The 23,080-nt window shown below is 38.9% G+C and carries 22 protein-coding genes; 12 read left to right on the top strand and 10 right to left on the bottom strand.

Annotated elements, in window-relative coordinates; genetic code table 11:
- Positions 1-66 precede the first annotated feature (66 nt).
- Entirely contained in the window at positions 67-663 is a 597-nt protein-coding gene (locus tag A5868_RS13305) for a hypothetical protein (protein WP_086305157.1), read from the top strand.
- 88 nt (positions 664-751) lie between these two features.
- Here A5868_RS13305 and A5868_RS13300 read toward each other — a convergent pair whose 3' ends face one another.
- The 5 genes from A5868_RS13300 to A5868_RS13275 form a co-directional block, all read right to left on the bottom strand.
- A complete protein-coding gene (locus A5868_RS13300; RefSeq protein WP_010779008.1) occupies positions 752-1,495 on the bottom strand; it encodes a LytR/AlgR family response regulator transcription factor in 744 nt (247 codons plus the stop codon).
- Positions 1,492-2,190, bottom strand: a complete 699-nt coding sequence (locus tag A5868_RS19370; RefSeq protein WP_254908343.1) for a sensor histidine kinase — start codon at positions 2,188-2,190, stop codon at positions 1,492-1,494. The genes A5868_RS13300 and A5868_RS19370 overlap by 4 nt, the downstream gene beginning before the upstream one ends.
- Before the next feature lie 756 nt (positions 2,191-2,946).
- On the bottom strand, positions 2,947-3,555 hold the full coding sequence (locus A5868_RS13285) for an accessory gene regulator AgrB (protein ID WP_086305153.1): 609 nt from the start codon (positions 3,553-3,555) through the stop codon (positions 2,947-2,949).
- 114 nt (positions 3,556-3,669) lie between these two features.
- On the bottom strand, positions 3,670-4,017 hold the full coding sequence (locus A5868_RS13280; RefSeq protein ID WP_010779012.1) for a LytR/AlgR family response regulator transcription factor: 348 nt from the start codon (positions 4,015-4,017) through the stop codon (positions 3,670-3,672).
- Between the two features lie 199 nt (positions 4,018-4,216).
- A complete protein-coding gene (locus A5868_RS13275; protein ID WP_086305151.1) occupies positions 4,217-4,849 on the bottom strand; it encodes a pentapeptide repeat-containing protein in 633 nt (210 codons plus the stop codon).
- Between the two features lie 295 nt (positions 4,850-5,144).
- On the opposite strand from A5868_RS13275, the gene mreC reads away from it, so the two are divergent.
- Positions 5,145-6,002 (top strand): rod shape-determining protein MreC, encoded by an 858-nt coding sequence (gene mreC / locus A5868_RS13270; RefSeq protein WP_086305149.1) that lies wholly within the window; start codon positions 5,145-5,147, stop codon positions 6,000-6,002.
- 137 nt (positions 6,003-6,139) lie between these two features.
- On the top strand, positions 6,140-6,508 hold the full coding sequence (locus tag A5868_RS13265) for a potassium channel family protein (protein WP_086305147.1): 369 nt from the start codon (positions 6,140-6,142) through the stop codon (positions 6,506-6,508).
- 70 nt (positions 6,509-6,578) lie between these two features.
- Here A5868_RS13265 and A5868_RS13260 read toward each other — a convergent pair whose 3' ends face one another.
- The 5 genes from A5868_RS13260 to lysS form a co-directional block, all read right to left on the bottom strand.
- A complete protein-coding gene (locus A5868_RS13260) occupies positions 6,579-7,262 on the bottom strand; it encodes a Pr6Pr family membrane protein (RefSeq protein WP_086305145.1) in 684 nt (227 codons plus the stop codon).
- A gap of 132 nt (positions 7,263-7,394) precedes the next feature.
- Positions 7,395-8,102, bottom strand: coding sequence for a hypothetical protein (locus A5868_RS18810; protein ID WP_139843621.1), 708 nt, complete (start codon positions 8,100-8,102; stop codon positions 7,395-7,397).
- A 178-nt stretch (positions 8,103-8,280) separates the two neighbouring features.
- A complete protein-coding gene (locus tag A5868_RS13245) occupies positions 8,281-8,916 on the bottom strand; it encodes a DUF998 domain-containing protein (RefSeq protein ID WP_086305139.1) in 636 nt (211 codons plus the stop codon).
- Positions 8,909-9,547 (bottom strand): TetR/AcrR family transcriptional regulator, encoded by a 639-nt coding sequence (locus A5868_RS13240; RefSeq protein ID WP_086305137.1) that lies wholly within the window; start codon positions 9,545-9,547, stop codon positions 8,909-8,911. Before A5868_RS13240 ends, A5868_RS13245 begins: the two co-directional genes overlap by 8 nt.
- Before the next feature lie 125 nt (positions 9,548-9,672).
- Positions 9,673-11,241, bottom strand: a complete 1,569-nt coding sequence (lysS, locus tag A5868_RS13235; RefSeq protein ID WP_086305135.1) for a lysine--tRNA ligase — start codon at positions 11,239-11,241, stop codon at positions 9,673-9,675.
- Between the two features lie 510 nt (positions 11,242-11,751).
- Here lysS and queG point away from each other — a divergent pair.
- From queG to A5868_RS13190, 9 genes are all read left to right on the top strand, one after another.
- Positions 11,752-12,894, top strand: a complete 1,143-nt coding sequence (gene queG / locus A5868_RS13230) for a tRNA epoxyqueuosine(34) reductase QueG (RefSeq protein WP_086305133.1) — start codon at positions 11,752-11,754, stop codon at positions 12,892-12,894.
- A 509-nt stretch (positions 12,895-13,403) separates the two neighbouring features.
- Positions 13,404-13,811, top strand: coding sequence for a DUF4430 domain-containing protein (locus A5868_RS13225; RefSeq protein ID WP_086305131.1), 408 nt, complete (start codon positions 13,404-13,406; stop codon positions 13,809-13,811).
- The gene (locus A5868_RS13220; RefSeq protein WP_176281344.1) at positions 13,777-14,367 is read left to right on the top strand and encodes an ECF transporter S component; all 591 of its coding nucleotides are present in this window, start codon (positions 13,777-13,779) and stop codon (positions 14,365-14,367) included. Before A5868_RS13225 ends, A5868_RS13220 begins: the two co-directional genes overlap by 35 nt.
- A 193-nt stretch (positions 14,368-14,560) precedes the next feature.
- Positions 14,561-14,746, top strand: a complete 186-nt coding sequence (locus A5868_RS13215) for a hypothetical protein (protein WP_086305127.1) — start codon at positions 14,561-14,563, stop codon at positions 14,744-14,746.
- A 192-nt stretch (positions 14,747-14,938) separates the two neighbouring features.
- The gene (locus A5868_RS13210; protein WP_010779024.1) at positions 14,939-15,523 is read left to right on the top strand and encodes a hypothetical protein; all 585 of its coding nucleotides are present in this window, start codon (positions 14,939-14,941) and stop codon (positions 15,521-15,523) included.
- Between the two features lie 347 nt (positions 15,524-15,870).
- Positions 15,871-16,956 carry a hypothetical protein gene (locus A5868_RS13205; RefSeq protein WP_010779025.1) on the top strand — a complete coding sequence of 362 codons (1,086 nt, stop codon included), beginning with the start codon at positions 15,871-15,873 and terminating at the stop codon, positions 16,954-16,956.
- Between the two features lie 175 nt (positions 16,957-17,131).
- The gene (locus A5868_RS13200) at positions 17,132-18,727 is read left to right on the top strand and encodes a type I restriction-modification system subunit M (protein ID WP_086305125.1); all 1,596 of its coding nucleotides are present in this window, start codon (positions 17,132-17,134) and stop codon (positions 18,725-18,727) included.
- Entirely contained in the window at positions 18,717-19,916 is a 1,200-nt protein-coding gene (locus A5868_RS13195) for a restriction endonuclease subunit S (RefSeq protein ID WP_010779027.1), read from the top strand. The genes A5868_RS13200 and A5868_RS13195 overlap by 11 nt, the downstream gene beginning before the upstream one ends.
- Before the next feature lie 11 nt (positions 19,917-19,927).
- The gene (locus tag A5868_RS13190) at positions 19,928-23,080 is read left to right on the top strand and encodes a type I restriction endonuclease subunit R (protein WP_086305123.1); all 3,153 of its coding nucleotides are present in this window, start codon (positions 19,928-19,930) and stop codon (positions 23,078-23,080) included.

Raw genomic sequence — 23,080 nt, 5'->3', positions numbered from 1 at the left:
GGTATCGTCTTTTTCGTCAAGGAACAAAGAGAAGAATGCCAGGACGAAGGTTGAAAGGGGCTTACAATGACTGAAGATTTTGAAAAGAGTGCACTGGATCGCATGCTGGGGGCAGGAATCAGTAGAGAGCACATCCAGCTTCAAAAGAAGATCATTTTTCAGGGAACACATCGAGAGTATTACTATGACAAAGTGGAAAATAGTGAAGAGTCCTGTGAGACCATTCCTGTGGAGAAAATCCTTGCGATGAAAGACGTAGAGGCTGCCGAGGGCACGTCTGTTTATGATCTTTTTGTAAAGATCGGAAATGCTGAAAAAACTGCCAAGATAATTGAGGAGCAATTAGACTCTTTAGAGAAAAACGGGCTGTTGTCCCAACAGACTTCTTATTCAGGAAAAATCAATATAGAAGGGCCGTCGCCTCTGTTGATTAATTATTATAAGGACGAGGATTGCTTCATTACTCAAACGGATACGCGTTACCAGACCGTCGCTGCTAAAATGTTTGATGCCCCTTTTTTATCAGGAATCCTGACGACCTATCAATTAAACGCGGAAAAAAAGAAACTGTATGATGAATACGAATCTTTGCGAGACCTGCTGCGATTAACAGATCTCAGAGGGCTTACCATGGATATCTTTCAAAACAAAAAAAACACGTAGCCGATCGACAACTGCGTGAGTAATAAAAGGAATACAAAGAAGGGCAGTAAGACCACTTTTTTAAAGAAGGGTCTTACTGCCTTTTGGATTATCCTAGACGGGACGTGTCCATTTTCTCAAGAACGGTTTTGATTTTTCTTCTAGAAATGGGGCAAAAATGATTTTTGTCAAAATAAATAATGCCTTCGTTTCGCTTGATCTCCGTGATGTTGCTTAGATTGACAACAAATGCACGATGGACCTTATAAAAACGATCATCCAGCTTCTTTATTTCTTCTAGGGTCGCATAGAAATTGACCAATCGAGACTTGCAAATAAGTCGGACTTTATGAGAAATTTCCGTCGTTTCAAAATAAAGAATATCGGAAAAAGGAACTTGAAAACTGGTATTTTGATTACGAAAGACAAATAACTCTTCGCCGTGCTGAGTCGTGTTCATTGATCGCAAATGGGAAAGGCCTTCAAAAATGTGTTCCTGAATGTCATCGATCGAGCTGTCTTTGTCTATAAAATCAAAGGCGGAAACCTTGTAAGCATAAGTGATCGGCGCAAATTCAGAGTGGGTCGTAATGAAAATAATGATCCCGTATTTATCGTATTTTCGAATTTCTTTGGCGACGTCCAATCCTTTTCTTTTCTCACCATGTAATTCAATATCTAAAAAATAAATATTTTGATCAACAGTTTCTCGTACCTTCTCAAGCAGAAAATCTGGCCGAGAGGTCGCGATAATAGACTTAGCGATCCAGTGATTTTTTGCTAGAATTTCACGAATCACTAATTCTAAACGCTGCTGCTGCAGAATGTCGTCTTCCAATAGAAAAATATTCAAAGTTGAATCACCTCTCTGATTACAAAAGTTTGTCGAAATACACCTGCTTGAAATTCCGTTTGCAGGGAAAGATTTTGATAGTTTTGTAAAACCGCTTGAACCGTGGCTAATCCTAATCCCCGGTTCGTTCCTTTTGTTGAGTACCCTTTTTGAAAGATTTTTACGATGTTTAAGGAGTTCTCCGAGCAGGAATTTTCTATGACCAATTGAATCTCCCTCTCAGAATCGTTCTTAAAAAAGGCGATGTTCAAAAACGGATGCGCATCTTTTTCAGCAGCCTCAATAGCATTATCCAGTAAGTTAGATACCACCCGCACATAATCTAAGATATCAATACTTTCATTTTCGATAACATCCTCGACCTCTAAGCGCACAGGAATATTTTTCTGCCACGCCTGAATGACATGCGCTGAAATCACACCCTTTATAGGTAATGTCCTCAAGTTATTCAACCTAGTCAAAGAATAGTGTTCTTTATCAATAACAAGATCTTCGTGATTCAGAATTTTATTATAGGTATCCTCAATCAGTGAAATATCTTTAGACTTGATACTCTCGCTCAAGCTGATCAGCATGTTATGGTAATCGTGTCGAAAGCTGCGCAACTCGCCATAAATCGCCTCGATTTGATGAACATACGAGCTGAGGTCAGCCAATTGCGTGTCCTTGAGTTGTTGGATACGTTCTGCATCCATTTTTTTTGTCTTTAAATTTAGATAGAGAACTAGTAAAAGAATTATTGAAATGAAAAGAAGAATCAGATATTTTCTAATGCCAGTTCCATCCTTTAAGAGGTATCGTTCTATCCAATAATAGCTGAATTGCAATACGCAGCACAGGGTCAATAAAACGTTAATAAAGAAAAGAAAATAATGATTTGCATTATCAAGATTTCTTTTTAAAAAGGTCAGGCTGGGCCGTATCAAATGTAACAACAGCAAATTACAAACAACAGAAAAAAAGGGAGAAAACACGATATTAATCAAATACATGTATTGATCAAAAAGCGTTTCTCCCAAGATAAAGAGCAGTGTTGAGTTCATTAGATAAGCAAATACAGAATAGGAAAATGTCGTGTAGACACCGTAAAACCATATCATGTTAGTGCTAGAATCCTTGCTGACTCGTTTTCCGACAAACAAAAAGTAGAGCAATATGACGATCAAGATCCAATAATGAAAGAACATATAAACAATTGTGGAAATTATCGGGAGTATCAATTTCATTCCAAAGGGTATCTTTTTATTTATCAACTTTGTGTAAATAAAAAGCTGTGAAAAATTTTCTACAACCATCGCTAAAACGATGATCAAGAATTGGAACGTGTTCATTTCCGTTTTAATTGTTTAAGTTTTGGATTCTCAGGTTCATAACCCCAAATGAAGCAAGGATAGCTTAACAAAACAGCCGAAAAAGCAAGGATAATGGTAGAGATTTTTTTCTGCATTGAGTTAGAGTTCAGTTTGATAGTTTTCATAATTTTTATAACTCCTTTTAGTTATTTTATAAAAAAATGGGTGAATCAAGAGTGATTCAATGACTAAACCTGTTATTAGCAATGTACTTGTTTTAGCAGCCACAAAAAATAGGGAGAGGCAAATCACCACGAAGGCGCTGAATAGTGCCTTCCTTTTTTTCTTTTTTCGTTCACTAATGCTGACAAGAGGGTTTTTCTCTGTATCTGAAGGTGCGTAGAGAAAAACGATCAGCAGAACGACGGAGGATAGAAGAAGCAACCAGTTAAATGAAAAGGTGAACAGACTGTATTTTAAAAATACTGGAATCCCGACAAAAACGACCAAGCCGAAAATAGAGCAGTTACGGGAAGATTTTGCATGCCAGCCGCCAGCAGGTATTCTTAGAAAAACGTATGCCAGATTCATGAGAAATGTTTCAAATAAAACACCAAAAACAAATGCGACAGCGTATACTTGAACACTTTTAAACAAATTGATAAGTAGGATCTCTAGAGCATAAGTCGTATTTTCATAATCTATTTCGGACATATAACGTTGCGCTTGTATTTTTCTTAACAAATACAGTGTGAGGCTATGAGTCAAAAATTTCCCTCCTTCCAACATCTAAACTTGAACGCTTTTAAAGTTTAATCTATTTATCCTCCAGCTACAACATAAATTCCCGAATTTTTCTTTTATTCATAGGAAAATCATGGATCAAGTCAGGAGATATTCCTTCAAAGATTCTCTCAGCGGCAAATATTTTCTTCTTGAAAAAGGACAGGTATTGTTTCCTTCATCGTTTGAAAAATAAACACACCGGTCATATTTGTTAATTTCTTTGATATTAAGCAAATTCACTACGACGGAGCGATGGCAACGAAAGAACCAGCGCCATTCTTTTCCTTCAAAATCATTGAGCGTTCCGCGGCCGTAATACTTCTTATCTCTTGTGGTGAAGCATAAAAAATGATCCCTTGTGGTATCAACAGCGATATAAAGCAGATCCTCCACCGACAAGACTTCTACACTTTTGTCTGTTTCTACATAAATTGATGTTCGCACTAGTACAATCCCCCTTGAGTGTAATTGTAAAGGAAAAGTACTAATTGTTAAGAGGGATATCGTGAACGGTATTATTTCAACCGTCAGTGGTCGACCAAGATCACCTAAATTAGCATTTTAAAGAATTTTCTTGTCTATATTCTTTTATAAATAGAAAAAAATGTATTTTAGCTAAAAATTGGAAGAGGCAGGTGAAGGCTTACATGTATCCTTCAGCTTCTTTTCGCGTCAGCCAAAAATGAATACCACCAGTAGAATCTGCCCAGCGATTGGGATTAAAATTTTCTGCAACGACCCATTTACCGACTCGATAAATAAAGTCTCCATCAACATAAGAAATCGCTTCTTCATAGGCTTCATTCGTGTACATATCTTTGATCGTCAGCACCTTCGCCTTGTCACAACGGCAGCAGGAGTTTGTTGCGGAAGTCCTGCGAGCATTCGCTGGGATCAATAATTGGACGATTCGGTGATCAAAGCACTTTTTGTAGCCGATAAATGCTCCTTCCGCGGGACAATAAAGATCAAAAAACTTCGTCTGGGCATCATGGATGATACCTGTCAAATCCGCGTGTTCCAGCATGGAGAAAAAGAGATTCGCACCGGAGATATCTGCGCCACACAAGCGGGACCACTGAAAATCCGTTCCTTGTAACGAAGCATTTACCAAACGCGCATCTGAAAAATCACAATCCACACATAAACAATTATCAAAATTCGCACCAGTTAAATCCGCATGAGAAAAATCAACCTGCTCAAAAATCCTATCATGAAAATCAGAGTGCCTCAGATTGGCATACGAGTAGTCCTTGTTTTTAAGAGGCGTATTCATTTTCCGCACATCCTTTCAATGAAGTATCGTTACTCTTATTATAGTAGGGTTTTGATGGATTTAACATAACAGATGAAAACAATCCACTCGCTAGATCTCTTTTTTTATAGGACACAGCTAGAGAAAAGAATGTTTCGTGATGAATTTGTTATTTAAATCAACACTAAAAATGATTCGAATGATTGATAAATTAATAGTAAATGATAAGTTTGCTTAAAAAACATTTTTTGTTCATTTTTTAGTCCGACGATTATTGGTAAAATTCAATTCAAATAGGGTGTTTTGGGGTGGGTAAATGAAAAGGGCGCATTCAGGAAAGAATCGTAAAAAAAGACTAATGGTTATCCTTATCGTAATGGTCATAGCGATAAGTGTGATGGCAAATCAAGCAAAGGAAAATGGGGTCGAGAGTATGCGGTCTGTCGTAAAAGACCCGATTGGCGCAGTGAATAAAGCCATCTCTGTACCAAAGAAATGGGTATCTGATCGTAAATACTCTGTGACAAATTTATTTGATACCTATGAGGAAAACAGAAAACTGGAAGAAGAAGTTGCTCACTATGATGAAATGAAGCGGAAGGTAACGAGCCAATCACAAGAAATCGAGCGTCTGGAAGAAGAAGTCCAATTAAAAAAACGGTTGACGAGCTATCGAACGCTGGCAGCAACAGTGATTGCCCGATCTCCGAATGCGTGGCAAAATACATTGATGGTAGACAAGGGCAGCCAGGATGGCGTTACAAAAAACATGGCGGTGATGTCTCAAAAGGGCTTGATTGGCCGAGTAAGAAAAGTAAAAGAACAGTCCTGCGAAATTGAGCTGGTCACTTCTGATAATAGAAGCAGCAATCATTTTCCGATAAAAATAAGTGCCGAAGATGGAGAATCTTTTGGTATTTTAACCATGTACGATGAAAAAAAGAAGCAACTGATCGCCACGCAAATTACTAAAGAAAAAAATATCAAAAAAGGAGATGTCGTCCGTACTTCCGGTCTAGGCAGAAATTCGCCCGCAGGTATTCCGATCGGAACGATCGTTCAAGTCAAGCCTAGCAGAAACGGGATCGATCTAGAAGTGTACATCGCGCCTTATGCGCAGATGGCGGATGTCTCCTTTGTGACGATAATTCAAGATATGCCAGATAAAGACTAAAAAATTGCAGACAAAAGTGCCGTGCTCAAAATGAGAGAGCGGCACTTTTTTAATGTGTTCAAGCGTATTTAAAAAAGCTTCTTAGTTGTATAAAATAAAGTAAACGAATCTATTTTTGAAATGGAAGCAGGGATACCATGGTAGCATTCGCATTACTATTTAGAAGTTTGTGGCATATTTTACGAATTCTTTTTCGACAAGAAGAACAAAAAGCACTTATGCTAGCCGTTCTATTCATTCTATCGATCGGAACGATTTTCTATCACAATATTGAAGGGATGACTTATTTAGATGCGCTGTATTTTTCCGTGATGACACTCGCAACAGTGGGCTACGGGGATCTGTCTCCCCAGACAGCATTTGGCAAACTTTTTTCAATCCTTTATGTGTTTGTGGGAGTTGGTATCTTGACTGCATTGATCGCAAATTTCAATCGAGCATTGGCAGAGTATCATAAAAAGAAACGGCATAATGAGAGAGACAGGGAGACTTCCAATAACGGATGATTTTCAAGATGATCGAGAAATAAAAACCTGCGCAATCCTAGGGATCACACAGGTTTTTAAGCTTATGCGATTAATAAACGCGCGGATTCACGCTTGCTGGTTTAAAACGATTGGTTCCCCAAGCAATCAACTTCATTAAATAACCAAAAACGACGAAGAAAATCAATAAAACAATAACGTTTAGGAACACCCGCGGCCACCCTAAATCGATCGCATCAATAAAAAAGTAAGGATAATAGCTGTCGAAACCGGCGATGGGCTCGCCAATTTGCGCACGAATAATCGTAAAAACCCAATAAAGCAATGGCAGGACCGCCCAAGTCCACGGCTTGATTTTTTTCAGAGGTCTTGTATCTGCAAAGAGCAGCCAGTCAACGAACACCATGACCGGGGTATAGGTATGGACAAGAAAATCGGACAGGCTATTGACTGCATATTCCGAAGTACTTGGAATAGAAGGAACTAAAATAAAATTGTAAATCAATCCAGTGATAACAATGATCAGCGTCAACGCTCCCATGACGTTCGGCGAAAAATCAAACGCTACGTTCCTTTTGGTTGATACAGATGCTACAAGACTTTTCGCAATCAAATATAAATAGCAAAAAAAGATGAGTAGGTTGCTTTGGATCGTGTAGAAAATCAATTGATTTGCTTCAAAACGCCCCTCAAAAATGCCTAACAATAAAGCCAACCCGATCCCGCAGCCAATCACTAATAGAAAACGAAACCCGTTTTTTAAAATCGTATACATAAATGCCCTCTTTCTTATAAGACTCGTGTCTCTTTTATTTGATTTTACCCTATTATGAGGGCGCTTGAAAAGCATCATCGAATGAATAATAAAACACGTCCTCCAAGTTAAAGAAACTTAGAAGACGTGGGGTTACATCTGTGTCTCATAAAGAACGACTGCGATATAGGGGCCGTTATTGTTGGGTGGAGTAAAGGCAAGAACAACATTTTTGTTATTGTTCAAGTAGGCAAAAACCTTCGTATCGTTGTTGTTAAAGTTAAGAAAGAATGCTAGGTCAGGTTTACTGCTGTCACTTTCAGAAAGCTTCAATTCTGTCGAGACAGTAACGTTTTTTGTGACGCCATTTTCATTGACAGGGATCGTTGTCATTGGAATGTCCGTCGGGTAAAAGCCAGCCACGCTGCTCATGTGAGCACCTGGAGTATAATTTCCTTTGGGACTATAAGAGACGGCGAGTTTGTCACTCTGCGGATAGGTTGTTACAGAAAATCCGAAGATAGTTGTCTCTCCCATTAAAACGGCACCTTTAGGAAAAGTGACGCCATAAGAGCCCTGTTCAACAGTTTCAGCGGGAGTACTCTCCGTCGTGGACGTACTCGCAGCCGATGTACTTTCGGTAGATCTGCTGCTTGATGAAGATGTGCTCTCCGAAGACTGTATAGTACTGCTCGATGCAGCCGATGCAGGTGCTTTTGATTCGGGTGTCGGCGCTTTTGATTCTGCCAACTTCTCGCCAGTGATAAACGCAAGAAAGAGAGCGATGAGGATTACTAAAAAAAGAATCAGTGTCGTTACGGTGGTGTTTTTTCCTTTTATACTGTTGTTATTGTCTTTCATAAATGATACCTCTGTGATTTTTTAATAGCTTCAGTATAACGAACAATAATTGCAGCAAAAGGAAATTTCCATAAAAATAAAGTGGATGAAAGATTGGGTTTCTGTGATTTTTATATATTCATTTAGTTATTTTAAATAGCTGGAAACGTGGGGGAAGAACGGAGTAAATCGTTAAAATTTAATTCTCAAAAAAGCCTAAAAATAAATAAACGCCCGACACAGCATTAAAGCCCATTGCTGCTAGCACACTGAAGCGTTCGGGAATACCGAAGTATCGGGCAGGCACAACGTTGACACCGATGGCTCCGGTAAGCATCAGCAGCAGCGCCAGGGTGGCCCAAACTGCCAATGATCGGTACTGCTTCGAATGAAATCCGCCGATCAGTATAAGCAGAAGCGAAGCGATAGACAGGCTAACAACTAAGACAGTCATTCCAATGTGCATGAAATCTTGAAAGGATCTTCCGCCAAAGCCGCTCTCACTAAGAAAGAATAGCGTGTATCCCACCGCTGATGCCCAGAGCATCGCAGCAAAAAGATAGATGCCTAAGCGTATAGATTTCGTTAATTTGCCTTGGATAAAAACACAGACCATCATGATGCACACCACACTGCCGACACCAGACAAGGCGGAAAGCTGATTCCACAAGACTCTGGCAGGAGAGGTATCTGCGCTCAGATCACTCACTGCTTGTGTCATCCAGTTATATCCAGGATAGGCCAATGGGCTGAAAAGAACAGCAGAAATATAAGAAAGAAAGCTGACGATACCGAATAAACCACACCACTGGATCAGATCTCTTTTTCTACTCATGGGCATCCGTTCCTTTCTGATAAAGAGTATAAAACTGACGAATATGCTGCTCTAGTGTCCGCAAGGCTTCGGGTTCTCTTTCTGGCTGGCGGTCGCAAAGGGTCAATAGTAATTGAATCGGGGCATAAAAATGCAAGGCCATGATCTTTGGATCACATTCACGCAGCACATCAGCTTCTATCAACAGGGTAAACAACTTTTCCTGATACGCCAGTGGTTTGTCTGTGTATTGTTGCGTAAATAATGCTGCCAATCTCGGATTCTGAAACTGCTCGATCGTCAGCAGTTTCCGAAAATTCGATGCGTAGTCATCATGTAAAAAGAACATAAAAAACTGTATACCAATAACAAAAAGCTGCTCTTCCGTCTTCTCCGCAAACAGCGGAGCATCAGCTTCGCCCTCATAGCCGTCCATCTGAAAGGCTGACATAGTTGCTTCATAACGGCTGTTCATTTCCGCCACAACAGCATCGAATAATTCCTGCTTGTTCCGATAATGCTTATACAAAGAGGGAGCCTTGATGCCTACAGCTTGAGCGATTGCCTCGACATTCATAGCTTCATAGCCTTTTTTGGCGAAAAGACGGGAGGCTTCTTCCACGATCCGTTCCTTTGTAGTGCCTTTCTTCATAGGGCGCATCCTTTCTGGCTAATAACCATTCGCTTTTATATGGTCATTTTAGCTAATGGTTATTAGCTTGTCAAACAAAGAAACGACCAAAAGATGTTATTCTTTTGGTCGCTAACATGTTCTCTTTAGTTGAAATCTAGTAATTGCTGCAGCTTTTCAGGACCCACGACTTTGATCAGTAATGGGATGCGTGGTCCGTGATCTTGGTTCAAGGTCAGTTGATAAACGGCAGAAAAGAGTTCTTTTTGTTCTGCGCGTTTTTCTTTTTTATCCGTGGCATCTGTCAGGTCGTAGATGGCCTGCATCAAGTCTCCCTCGTTCAAATCACCGCTCGTCGCTAATAGGTCTTTAAATTTAGCGACTTGAGCTTTGACTGGAGTGGTCAATTGGTCGTAAACGTCACGATTCGGCGTTTGGTTGATCGTGACCAGCCGTGAGGTCGCGTCATTTTCGATCCAGTAGCTGGCCCGCGGCAAAATATGATCGATCGCGTCTTCTCTATAGGCCTGCTCATTGATAAGCAGTTCTTTGGCGATTTCTGTGTTGTTCGCGGTCAGGGACAAGATGCTGACGACATGGTTGAAGCTTGGGTACACCTGATCCAAGTCGACACCGGTCAATTGCAGCAATTGCTGATTCGTTTCATCCAGTTCTGTGTTTTTGGCCTTTTGAACCAATCGTTCGAATTCAGAATAGTTCCTTAGTACATCATCGTCGAGTCCTAAATCAAATTGCGCTTTTGGCTGGTATTTGGCATACAAATACAGTACCAATTCAGGGGTGTAGATCGAAAGCAAGTCTGGCAATGTCAAAATATTTCCAGTTGAGCTGGACATTTTCATAGTTTGTCCTTTGATGTTGACGAAATCATAAGGCTGATACAGTGGTGCCTTCCAGTCAAAGATTTCCTTAGCGATCGCTTTTGCAACATCGAAGCTCCCGTTTTTCGATGAGTGGTCCTTGCCGCCAGGTTCAAAGGCGACTTTTTCATAGCGCCAGCGCATCGGCCAATCGATCTTCCAATGAAGCTTGATGTGCTGGTGTTTTCCAATAGTCTGAGTTCCTTCGTGCCCGCAATTTTTGCACGTATAGCTCAGTGTCTGAGTGGCTTCGTCGTAATTGGTCACCGTCGTGCTGTCATGCCCGCACTGATCACAGTACAAGGAGATAGGATAGTAAGCTTCCCGTTCCTCCTCGTTAGCGGCTTCTGTCCGAAAGCGGCTTAAAATATCATAAATCTCTTTCCGCTTGGCTAAAACCAATGCCAGTTCCTCGTTATAAGCCCCGCCCTCATAACGTTTCGTTTCAAAAATGAACTCTGGCCGAATGTTCAATTTTGCCAGATCGCCGATAAACATCTCTTCAAAATAATCGCCATATGACGCTGCGCCTGTATCCGCATCCGCCGGGGGTGCTACCTTGGTATACGGCAATCCGATGTTTTCTTCGGAGACGCCGCTGACGTTTTTCGGAATTTTCCGCAATCGATCGTAATCATCCCAAGATAAAATATAGCGCGGTGCTGCGCCTAGATGTTTAAGTGCCTGTGTCACAAAATATGTGGTAGCGATCTCGCGAAAATTCCCCACATGGACATATCCCGAAGGACTGACCCCTGACGCGCAGGTGATGGGTGTCTGGTCCTCCGTGTGTTTCTCAATCAATTCACTCGCAAGTTGAAAAGCCCAATGCATAAAAGTGCCTCCTCCTATAAAGCCTGTTCAGCCCTAGTTATTTATAGTGTTATTGTATCATTCTTAGGAAGAATGATAGGCGTGTGAACCCTTGAAGAAGGAGAGAATAATCGGATGGAAGTGATTTATTGCCTCAGTTATTGCCGTCTTTTATACGAAAAAAATAAATTTTCAGCAATATGCACAGACTAAAAAGGTCGTAAGCACACGCTTGTAGAGCAGTTAATTTCTTTTGGATGCAATGAACATATGATATAGTAAGCCTGTAATTTCGTATCAGGATCTCAGTTCTACTTCCTGCTTCAGCAGGGGTTAGTAGAATGACACACGTGGTGAGAATCAGATTCATTTTTTCGGTTTTTGAAAAAAGATTTCTTTAGTACGAACTAGGATCTCAGTTCTACTTCCTGCTTTAGCAGGACTTAGTAGAATGACATACGTGGTGAGAATCAGATTCATTTTTTCGTTTTTTGAAAAAAGATTTCTTTAGTACGAACTAGGAGTGGAACTATGCAAACTTTAAAAGAACGGATCATTGCTGAAAGCAAGCAGCTAGGTATAGATAAAATTGGCTTTACAACCGCCGAGCCTTTTGATTATTTGGAAGAATCGTTGCTGGAGCAACGCTCACTGGGCCATACTTCTGGTTTTGAACATCAAAACATCAAGGAACGGCTATATCCAGAGGAAACCTTTGAAGATCCCAAAAGCATTATCGCGATTGCCTTGGCATACCCAACCAAAATCCATGAAAAAGTTCCCCGAGATGAAAAACGTGGACAATTTGCGCGAGCGTCGTGGGGAACAGATTATCATTTCATTTTAGAAGAGCGGCTGACGAAGCTGATCGCCTTTATCAAAGAGCAGGCTGAAACCGAACAGCTCCAAGCCGAGTGGCGGTTTGCTCCGCAAGTCGATACAGGTGAGCTGGTGGATGTGGCGGTTGCACAACGGGCGGGACTGGGCTTTATCGGGCGCAATGGATTACTGATCACTGAAGAGTATGGTTCTTTCGTGTACCTTGGCGAAATCATCACGAATATTCAGTTTGAGCCAGATCAGCCCGTTCCAAATGGCTGCGGTGATTGCACGCGATGCATTACTGGCTGTCCTACGGGTGCCTTATTGGGCGATGGCAGGATGAACGCAAAAAAATGTCTTTCCTATCAGACTCAAACCAAGGGCATGATGCCGGAGCAATATCGCAAAAAAATGCGCAATGTCATTTACGGCTGTGATATTTGTCAACTCGTCTGTCCCTATAACCGCGGGAAAGACTTTCATTTTCATGAAGAGATGGAGCCAAAAGTCGATGAGGTCTATCCGAAATTGACCACGCTCCTTACCATTTCAAATCGCGAATTCAAGGAACAATTTGGACACTTGGCCGGATCGTGGCGCGGGAAAAAACCGCTGCAGCGCAATGCATTGATCGCCTTAGCCAACCTTGGCGGCAGAGAAGCTTTGCCAGAAATTCGTGACTGTCTGCAAGACCAGCGTCCAGTCATTCGCGGCACCGCCGTCTGGGCATTAGGTCAACTGACAAAAAAAGCGCCCGATGAAACGATTCGTCTATTGCAGGAATTAAAAGAAACCGAAACCGATTCAGAAGTTTTGACTGAGATAGCAGAAGTTTTGGAGAGGCTGGGTTGAATATCAGAGTGACTTGAGACCATATACCGACTGGAAAATTTAGTCGGTATTTTTTATGCTGTTTTTTATTCTCTTTGATGAGCAGGACCACGACTAAACCGCGATCTTCAAGACGTTACGGTGTTTTCCTTATTCGAAGGTTTTCGCTAACTATTCCAATAAGCTGAACCATTTTAAGTGTCCAATAACCAGCAGAGCTATATTGCCGTTTCAGAGCAATTATATCTTATTAAATAGTACTTATTTGTTTTATCTCAATAATGGCAATCAGATCGCCTCTGATACTTTAATCTAATGGTCAAATCTGGTATTTTTGATGCAGAGGCATCTGTTTTTGTTCGCTGGAAATTTGTTTCGTGCTGTTATTCGAGCACTTATTGAAAGTCGACGAACGCGTTATCTAATAAATAGATTTCAAACAAGCAAGATCAGGATCGTTTGTATCCGTTTATTTGATACCCATTGATTTTGGGTGTCTTTTAATTTAAATAGCTAAAGGGGATAGAAAAATGAAGAAAATAACAGTATTTTTTGCACTTATTTTTAGTTTAACACTTATTAGCGGGTGTACTTCTAAGCCGTCGGAGTCGTCAGAAAGCAGTTCGGCTAAAGAAACGGTCGCAAGCAGCGAAAAAATAGGAGAAAAAGCAAGCATCACGCTAGTAGACGGAGATAAAGAGCTGTCAAAAAAACAGGTTTCCTTTGAAAAGGGACAATCACTATTTGATCTCTTAAAAGAAACCTATGCCGTTGAAGACGACAATGGCATGATCACCTCGATCGATGGTCACGCACAGGATGAAAAGAACAATAAATATTGGGTATTCACCATCAATGATGAACAAGTCAATTCGGGCGCCAAGGACGTTACTCTGAAAAAGGATGATCGTGTGGTGTTCAAGCTTGAACAATTCTAAGCGATCCATCGCTTCCGTCTTTTCACTAGGAGTGAAGGAATTAAGTTTATTATCTATGCTGGTCGCCCTATGTGTCGTCAGTCGAACGGCCTTCCAATTTATCGTAAACGTGCAGCCAGTCACCGCCATACTGTTGATTATCACCATTTATTGGGGAACTTATCAAGGACTGCTGGTCAGCCTGCTGTCGATCCTCATTACCAATTTTTATATGGGGATGGGCGTCTGGACTATTGCCCAAGTGGTAACCTACTTTCTAATTATTTTATTGACAGGAGTGCTCAAAAAAATCCCGAAATTCAGGCAAAGTATTTTATTGCAGACGATTTACGCCGGGATCACAGGTTTACTTTTCGGCTTCTTCATCTCGGCAGTTCAAGCACCTTTTCTCGGAATCTCAGCGTTTTTGCCCTACTATTTAGCCGGGATTCCTGTAGATACGATGCATGCGTTTGGGAACGTCATCTTTTATCTACTTTTAACACCCGCATTAAAAAAATTACTAACCCAGACCATCCAGCGATGGCGGAATAGGCATACCGACTCAATCGAATAATCTCTTGAAACGGCTGTTCGTTTAGGAGAAAGAGAGATACTTGCGATTTTACTGATCGCGGGTATCTTTTTGTTTAAAAGACTTTTGACTTTTTGTTTGAATGGAAGGCTGCGAGCTGACTTTGTCAAAGGTAGGATAGATCTACGGGATGGCTGGTGAATATGAGGGTCTCTTTTTTTAGGGAAGCAAGGAAGTGTCGATTGCCGCGAATATCTGCATAGATAGTGACTCCTACGACCAAACCAAATGTGGAAGAGATGGAAAGAACGGCTATTTGTACGACATCGACCAACCAGCGAAACCAGAAACAAGAGAAATCATACCTGAGGGCCCTGGAATCGTGGAACCCAGCGAACCCATTGAGTGGGGTGGAAATTAGTTTTTTTTAATTCGCTTTAGTTTTCAAAGCGATTCAGTTACTTTGGATGAAGTTGATGGCCTACCTTTATTCAAAGATTGGATACAGGAATGATGATATAGGGAACTTAGGTTTTTAAGCTCTTTTTTTACTTATCTGCATAGGTGGTGAGAAAAAATTAGTTATAATGGATACTGGATAGTAGGTGATGGTATGAGAAAATACACAATAGCAAAAGTAATTAGTATTGATAACAGAGTACCTATGGGAGCCTCTAAGGCCTATTATGGTCATAGTATGATTTTTCAAGATATTTCTAGCGGCACCCTTTTACAATGGGATACGAAAACGAAATTGAAATACGAAAAAGATGAAATCATCAATTTTACCTATGATGAATTAGATCAAGTAACACCTATGGACTTGTTCAATGAGGATGAAAAAAGAGTGGCGATCTCAAATCCAAGAAAAGTCCAGTCCTTGGACTTGCTTTTAGGCAGGAATCCTGTGCAAACACGGACGGACTATTTCTTTGTTACGAGTGTTAGAACCATAGGAGACAAGTCTTATGTGGTATTGGTTGACAGCTATTTAGATCAAGCATTATTTGAAACAGAGGAACCAGAAAGCTTTAAAAAAGGGAACGTTGTAAAGCTTAGATATAAACAAACAACAAGTGCCACTGAGGCAGACGTGACAGAAGAGGACTTACAGCATGTCGTCTATTATTTAGTGGATGTTGAAGTGAAGTACAATGTAAGTAATGAGAGAAATGTGAAGTTGAAAGATCGTAGATAAGGTGGCATTGGATTTGTAAGGATAGGTATTGCTGACTAAATGCAATAGGTAAAAATGTATATAGAGAAGATGTTGACCTTATTGATAAATAGCCGAATCAATGTGAAGATCAATGTCTAAGGCAAACGTAATAGCCAGCAACAGGCGTTCATGATAACTTATAGATTTTGTCAATAATGTTGCCATTCCACTCGCTCTAACAAAAGGGCATAGAATTAGGAGAAGGAGCCCCTAATCCTGAAGAATTGAGTTCATATTTAGCGAATTGCAGGGAATTTGTGAAGAGAAATAGACCGAAGTAATAGAATATAAATGTTCGCAAGGATTTTATTGAGATGAGGTGTAAAATGTTTAAATATATTTGTCCTTTTGAAGGATTCAAGGACATACAAAGTTTAAAAGATGAGAATTATTCTATAGTAATAGACTCAAATATTTGTGTTTATTTAGACTCATATTTTGATCAACCATCGTTAATGATGAATCAATATTTGAGTAGTGAGAAAGGCAAAGAGGTTGCATATTCATTGATTGAATTTTTAACAGAAATTAAGACTAATGAAAATTTGACAGTTGATTTCAGTTCAGCAATGGAAGAGACATGTAGAGATTCAGTAACTAGAAGTTTGGATTCAAAAAAAATGTTCAGTAGGATAGACAAAATGTTGATTTTACTTGAAGAACTATCTTTATCAGAAGTCATTAACCCCAAAGGCTCATTTGAAAAGTACCTAACTAAAAATTCAGAAGCTGCTGTAAATTATATTGTAAACGATGAGGAGTTCAAATCCAGACAAGAAAAAGAAGATTCTCTTGCATTCAATACTTCGTATTTGTATTGTCTAAAATTATTTGAACTTGAAAAGTCTAATATATCAAGAGAAGAAAAGTTGAAAACTTTTTATGACTATATGAGAAATAAGGTAGAGATTTTTTATCAGACACATCTAATTTATTCCATACTTCTGTGGGGTAATTTCAAAACAAGCGATGGGAAATCCTTTAAAAGAATTTATCATGGTGTTAATAAAAAAGGAAAGAAAAGTATGCTTAATGCTGCAATGGATTTATTTTTGGTAAATATCTATCAACAAGATTTAATTAAAAAAGGGAACAAGGTAATCTTTGCTACCAATGATCAGATTTTATCGGAAATAGTATACAGATATAAATTAATTAAGGTAGTTAGTTTCAAAGATAGCGAGGGTAGTAATGAAACAGTTTTTTCCTCATTTAGAATTAAGGATAGTGATCAATTTTCTAATTCTTTTGAAGATGCTATGAAGAGTATTGAAGATGATACCCAAAGGAGAAAACAAGAACTTATTTTGAAACAAATTGATTTCTTTTCATCACAAAAAGATCGTGAAGAAATTAGACGAAAAGTAATTACTGAAATCGAAAAATTAGAGTGTTTATTAGGTTTCTCGTAGATAGTTTTATATTACCAATCAGACGAAGTAATCAAAACGAACTTCGTCTTTTTGTTGTTTTTATCTGAGGAATTCATTCTACTCTTTTCAAGATATTTCATGAGTTTATTATCTTAAAATGGTAAAATACTAAGGTACGCAATTAATCGAATTTTATTTAAAAGGGAGTATACAAATGGGCGCAGAATTAAATCAACGTTTATTTAGTGCAGCGGATAATCTTCGCAGCAAAATGGATGCATCAGAATATAAAAACTATCTATTAGGATTGATTTTCTATAAATATTTATCGGATAAGTTGTTACAACAAGTCGTGCTATTAGCCGACGAGTCACTAGAGGAAAATGATACACCCGAAAAGCAAACAGAGCTATATAAAGAGCTATTATCTGATGAAGACTCAAGAGAAGATTTAATTGCAACGATCGTTGATACATTGGGCTATGATATTGATCCAAAATATTTATTCAATGTACTAGCAGATCAAGCAAAACAAAATATTTTTCAATTGAATGATTTAAACAAAGCCTTTGTGGACTTGTCTTCAAAATATGACCAGTTCAATGGCTTATTTGACGATGTAGATTTGCAGTCGAAAAAACTAGGTTCAGATGATCAACAACGTAATGTAACGATTACTGAAGTTTTGAAAAAATTAAATGATGTCGATGTGATCGGACATGATGGAGATGTCATCGGTGATGCCTATGAATTTCTAATCAGTCAGTTCGCTTCAGAAGCTGGAAAAAAGGCAGGAGAATTCTACACACCTAGTATGGTTTCGGATATGATGGCTCAAATCGTTACGATAGATCAAAAAGATAAGAAGTTGTTTAGCGTATTCGACCCAACGATGAGATCTGGATCACTAATGCTAAATGTTCGTAAGTATTTAAACTATCCAGAAAATGTAAAATTTCATGGTCAAGAATTGAATACAACGACTTTTAACTTGGCAAAAATGAACTTAATTCTTCATGGTGTCGATTCAGAAGATATGAACTTACGTAATGGTGATACGCTGAATAAAGATTGGCCGACAGACGAACCGTATACTTTTGATTCAGTTGTTATGAATCCTCCGTATTCTGCAAAATGGTCAGCAGATGCTTCTTTCTTAGATGATTCACGTTTTAATCGCTATGGTAAATTAGCACCGAAGTCAAAAGCCGATTTTGCTTTCTTATTACATGGCTATTATCACTTAAAAGAAACCGGAACAATGGCAATCGTTTTGCCTCATGGGGTATTGTTCCGTGGTGCAGCAGAAGGTACCATCCGTCAGAAATTGTTGGAAGATGGTAGTATTTACGCAGTCATTGGTATGCCAGCAAATCTATTTTTTGGTACTTCAATTCAAACGACTGTGATTATATTGAAGAAAAACCGGACAACACGTGATGTCTTATTTATTGATGCCAGCAATGATTTTATTAAAGGCAAAAATCAAAATAAATTGTCGAAAGAAAACATTGAGAAAATTGTTTCAGCTTTTGTTGAACGAAAAGATATTGAAAAATATGCTCATTTAGCTAGTTTCGATGAAATCAAAGAAAATGACTATAATTTAAATATCCCTCGTTATGTCGATACATTTGAAGATGAAGAACCCATTGACATGGTTAGTGTTGGAAAAGAGATCAAGAAAATTCGTGAGGAAAAACAAGCGTTAGAAAAAAGTCTATTTGAGACGATTTCAACACTAGAAGCCAGCCCAGAAAACAAGGAATGGTTAAAAGGCGCATTAGAGGTATTTGCACATGGAAAATAAAATGCAACCTGAAGTACGATTTTTAGGTTTTGAAGGAGATTGGAAACAACAAAAGTTGGAAAACTTAGCAGAGTCCTTTGAATATGGATTAAATGTTAGTGCGAAAGCTTATGATGGTGAAAATAAGTATTTAAGAATTACGGATATTGATGATGAAACGCATGAATTTTTACAAAACAACTTAACTTCTCCAGATACAGATTTATCTAAATTAGATAATTATCTCTTAAATGAAAGAGACCTTCTTTTTGCAAGAACAGGTGCAAGCGTAGGAAAAAGCTATCATTATAATAAAAAAGATGGAAAAGTATATTTTGCAGGTTTTTTAATTCGAGCGAAGATAAAACCTTCTTTTAACTCGGAATTTGTCTTTCAAAATACTCTTACACAAAAATATATTAATTTTATAAAAATATCTTCACAAAGATCTGGACAACCGGGAGTTAATGCAAAGGAATATGCTTCTCTTAGAATTGCTGTTCCAGATGTCATGGAGCAGAAGAAAATCGGAACCTTCTTTAAACAATTTGATGATACTATCCATCTTCATAAGCAAGAACTCACTACGCTAAAACAAACCAAACAAGGCTTTTTGCAAAAGATGTTTCCAAAAGAAGGAGAGAAAGTACCAGAAGTTCGCTTTCCAGGATTCACTGATGATTGGGAACAGCGTAAGTTGGGAGTAGTTGTTCAGATTGTCATGGGACAATCCCCAAATTCAGAAAATTATACAGATAATCCAAACGATTATATTTTAGTTCAAGGAAACGCAGATATGAAAAACAATAGAGTTGTTCCAAGAGTTTGGACTACTCAAGTTACAAAACAAGCAGAAAAAGGTGATCTGATTTTAAGTGTTCGCGCTCCAGTGGGAGACATTGGAAAAACTGATTATGATGTAGTTTTGGGACGTGGAGTTGCAGCCATTAAAGGAAATAATTTTATTTTCCAACAACTCGGAAAAATGAAAGAGAATGGCTATTGGAATAGATATAGCACAGGGTCAACATTTGAAAGTATTAATTCAAAAGATATTAGAGAAGCTCTGATTATTATTCCCGACGTAAAAGAACAACAAAAAATTGGTGTCTTCTTCAAGCAGCTAGATGATACGATCACTCTTCATCAGCGTGAATTGGAACTTCTTCAATTAACTAAAAAAGCATTCTTACAGAAACTATTTGTCTAGGAGGTGTCATAATGAAAATTCCTCATCGAGAAGAAGCAGAAGTGGAACGTCATTTAATTGATGTCTTAGGTGAAGGTCATAATCAGTGGACGTATCGTTCTGAGTTGAAATCCGAAGATGATCTTTGGCGAAATTTACGTCAGAAAATTGTTCAGAATAATTTATCTGAAATTGGCGAACATCCGCTTACGGATAAAGAGTTTGAAACGATTAAGACGGAAATTTTGTTGCGGACTCAGACACCTTTTGATGCGGCGAAATGGTTAAAGGGTGAGAATGGCATCGCTCGGATTACGATTGAGCGTGAAGATGCTAGTTTAGGTTCAATTTCACCAATAATTTATTCCAATCAAGATATTGGTGGCGGACTTTCCACGTATGAAGTGGTGAATCAGATTGCGAAACAAGGAAGTAGCGCGGGTGCGCGAGATCGTCGCTTCGATGTAACATTGTTAATTAATGGGTTACCGATTGTTCAGATTGAGTTGAAACAAACGACGGCTAAAGATGGTGTGTATCAAGCTTTCAATCAAATCAAAAAGTATGCGGAAGAAGGGATGTTTCGGAATAACATCTTTTCAACGCTGCAATTATTTGTCATTTCGAATGAACAAACGACGCGCTATTTTGCTAACGCGATGCCGAAAGATATGCATAAGAAGTTCCTATTCAGTTGGCGGACAACAGATAATAAAAAAGTTGAAAACTTATATGAGTTTTGTAAGCAAGTACTAAATATTCCCAAAGCCCATCGGTTAATCGCAGACTATACAATTGTCAGCGAGGATCAAGACAATAAAGTGTTGATGGTACTGCATCCCTATCAGATACATGCAATTGAGGCATTGTTTACTGCCGCGAACAAGCATCAATCGGGGTATGTTTGGCATGCGACAGGTTCAGGAAAAACACTGACGAGTTTTGTTTCAACGAAACTTTTGGCACGAAAAACTGGGATCGATCGCACAATTATGTTGGTCGACCGAAAAGATTTAGATAGTCAGACTACTAGCGAATTTACCAAATTTGCATCTGAATACAATACAGGCATCTCTTCTGGAAATGCTAAATCGAATAGTTTGATTGTTGGAACAGGGAGTGCAAAAGAACTAGGCGATACGCTTTTAGCTGATGCGAATGCGAATGTCGTGATTGTGACAACGCGTCAGAAATTGGATGCTGCGTTGAAATATGCTAAGAAGCAAGAAGAAAAGAACGGAACAAATCGTTATCAAAAATTGATGGGACAACATATTGTTTTTGTAGTTGATGAATGTCATCGTGCTTTAAGTGCTGAAAATATGGAAGAAATCAAAGGATTCTTTCCAAAATCAACTTGGTTTGGTTTCACCGGTACACCGATTTTTGATGTGAATAAAAAGCAAGCAAAAGGACAATTGGCACGGACGACGACTGATCAATATGGCGAGGTGTTACACACTTATACCATCAAAAATGCTCTAGAAGATGGTTCTGTATTAGGTTTTCAGGTAGAACATGAGAATACGATAGAAACGACTTCTCTGGATAATAAGATTCACAATGAATTAAGTAAAGTCGAAAAATATGCGACTTATTCTCCTGAACAGATTAATCTAATCGTTGATAATATGAATCCGATAAAGAAGGAAAGCTATATTGAACCAGCGATTTATGAAAATGATGAGCACATTCAAAAAGTAATTCATAAAATTTTCCGCCCCAATAATGCTTACACGAAATTTGATTTTAGAAATGGTCGTCCTACAAAATCAGCCATTCTGACAACCAGCTCCATTTGGATGGCGAAAAAGTATTATCAAGCAATTAAGGAAATGACGAAAGATTCAGATTGGATGATGCAGGAATATCCAAACCAACCGATTCGCGAAGGTCGGACGATGGATGATCCAGATTTTCCACGGATTGCTATTACGTATTCCTTAGATGAAAATACGGATAATGCCAAAGAGCAACAAGCTGAAATGCAAGGAATTATCAGTGAATACAATGCTTACTACGGTACCGCTTGGAATTTAGCGGAGATTGAACGTTATAACGGCGATATTAATAATCGTTTAGCACGAAAAAAAGCGGAGTTTAAACAGTTTGGCAGGCACATTGATTTAGTCATTGTTGTTGATCGGTTGTTAACCGGCTTTGATGCACCGACGATTCAAACGTTATTCGTTGACCGGAATTTGGAATATGCTGGCTTGATTCAAGCATTTTCTCGTACCAATCGAACCTATCCAGAAAAGACGAAAGGGTTGATTGTGACCTTTAGAAAACCCAATACGATGGAGTACAACGTTGCAGAAGCGACTAAATTGTATTCCGAGGTGAAAGAAGACTCAGGTCTGATTTATCCGACGTACAATGAATCGAAAAAACGGTTCAAAAAAGCGTATCGAAAACTACAAGAATTTACCTTTGTGCCAGGAGTTAGTGAAGATACACCATTGGAAACACGTGTGGATTACGTCAAAGCTTTTCAAGAGTTGAATAATTCCTACGAAGCGTTGGTGACTTATGATGAATACAATGAAGATATCGTCAGTTCAGACGCTCTGAAAAGTCAAGTTTCAATTTTGGAAGAACAAGTAGGAGTCTATCAGACTGTAAAAGGATCGTTAGTTGATGAGGGTGCAGATGGTGGAGAAAAAACAGATCTTTCATCAATTGAATTTTACAGTGATAATTCAATCAAGTTGTACGACATTGATTCTTCCTATATCGATCAGCTTTTAGGTACTTATGCAGCGAATAGCCCAGATGTTCGTGAAGAAATTGAAAAGGCTCTGAAAAAATTAAACAAGACAGAATGTGTCAAAGACGTGTATCGGCAGATTTTGAATGCATTTGATGAAGAACAAATTGAGCCGAATGAAGATATCTTTGTGGTGAAACGTCATTACTTTACTGAAGTGATAGATCAAATTGTTGGTCAATTTGCTGAGGATTGGTTTGTCTCAGGCGATGAACTTCAATCATCCAGAGTGCAATATATCATCGGTGAAGATCCGATTCCGAACATTAAAGGAGTCATCGAAAGTAAGAATTTTGAAGGGTATAAATCGCTAAATCCAGAAGCTAAACCATTCAAATATCCGCAAGATATGAAACGCGCATGGCGTGGAGTTCTTGATGAAGAATTGATACCATTGGAAGATGAGTTGAGGTAG

The organism is Enterococcus sp. 12F9_DIV0723 (assembly GCF_002174375.1).
GTDB classification, from domain to species: domain Bacteria; phylum Bacillota; class Bacilli; order Lactobacillales; family Enterococcaceae; genus Enterococcus_A; species Enterococcus_A gilvus.
Note: the sequence above shows the minus strand (reverse complement) of the source record. Positions and strands in the feature narration are given on the sequence as shown.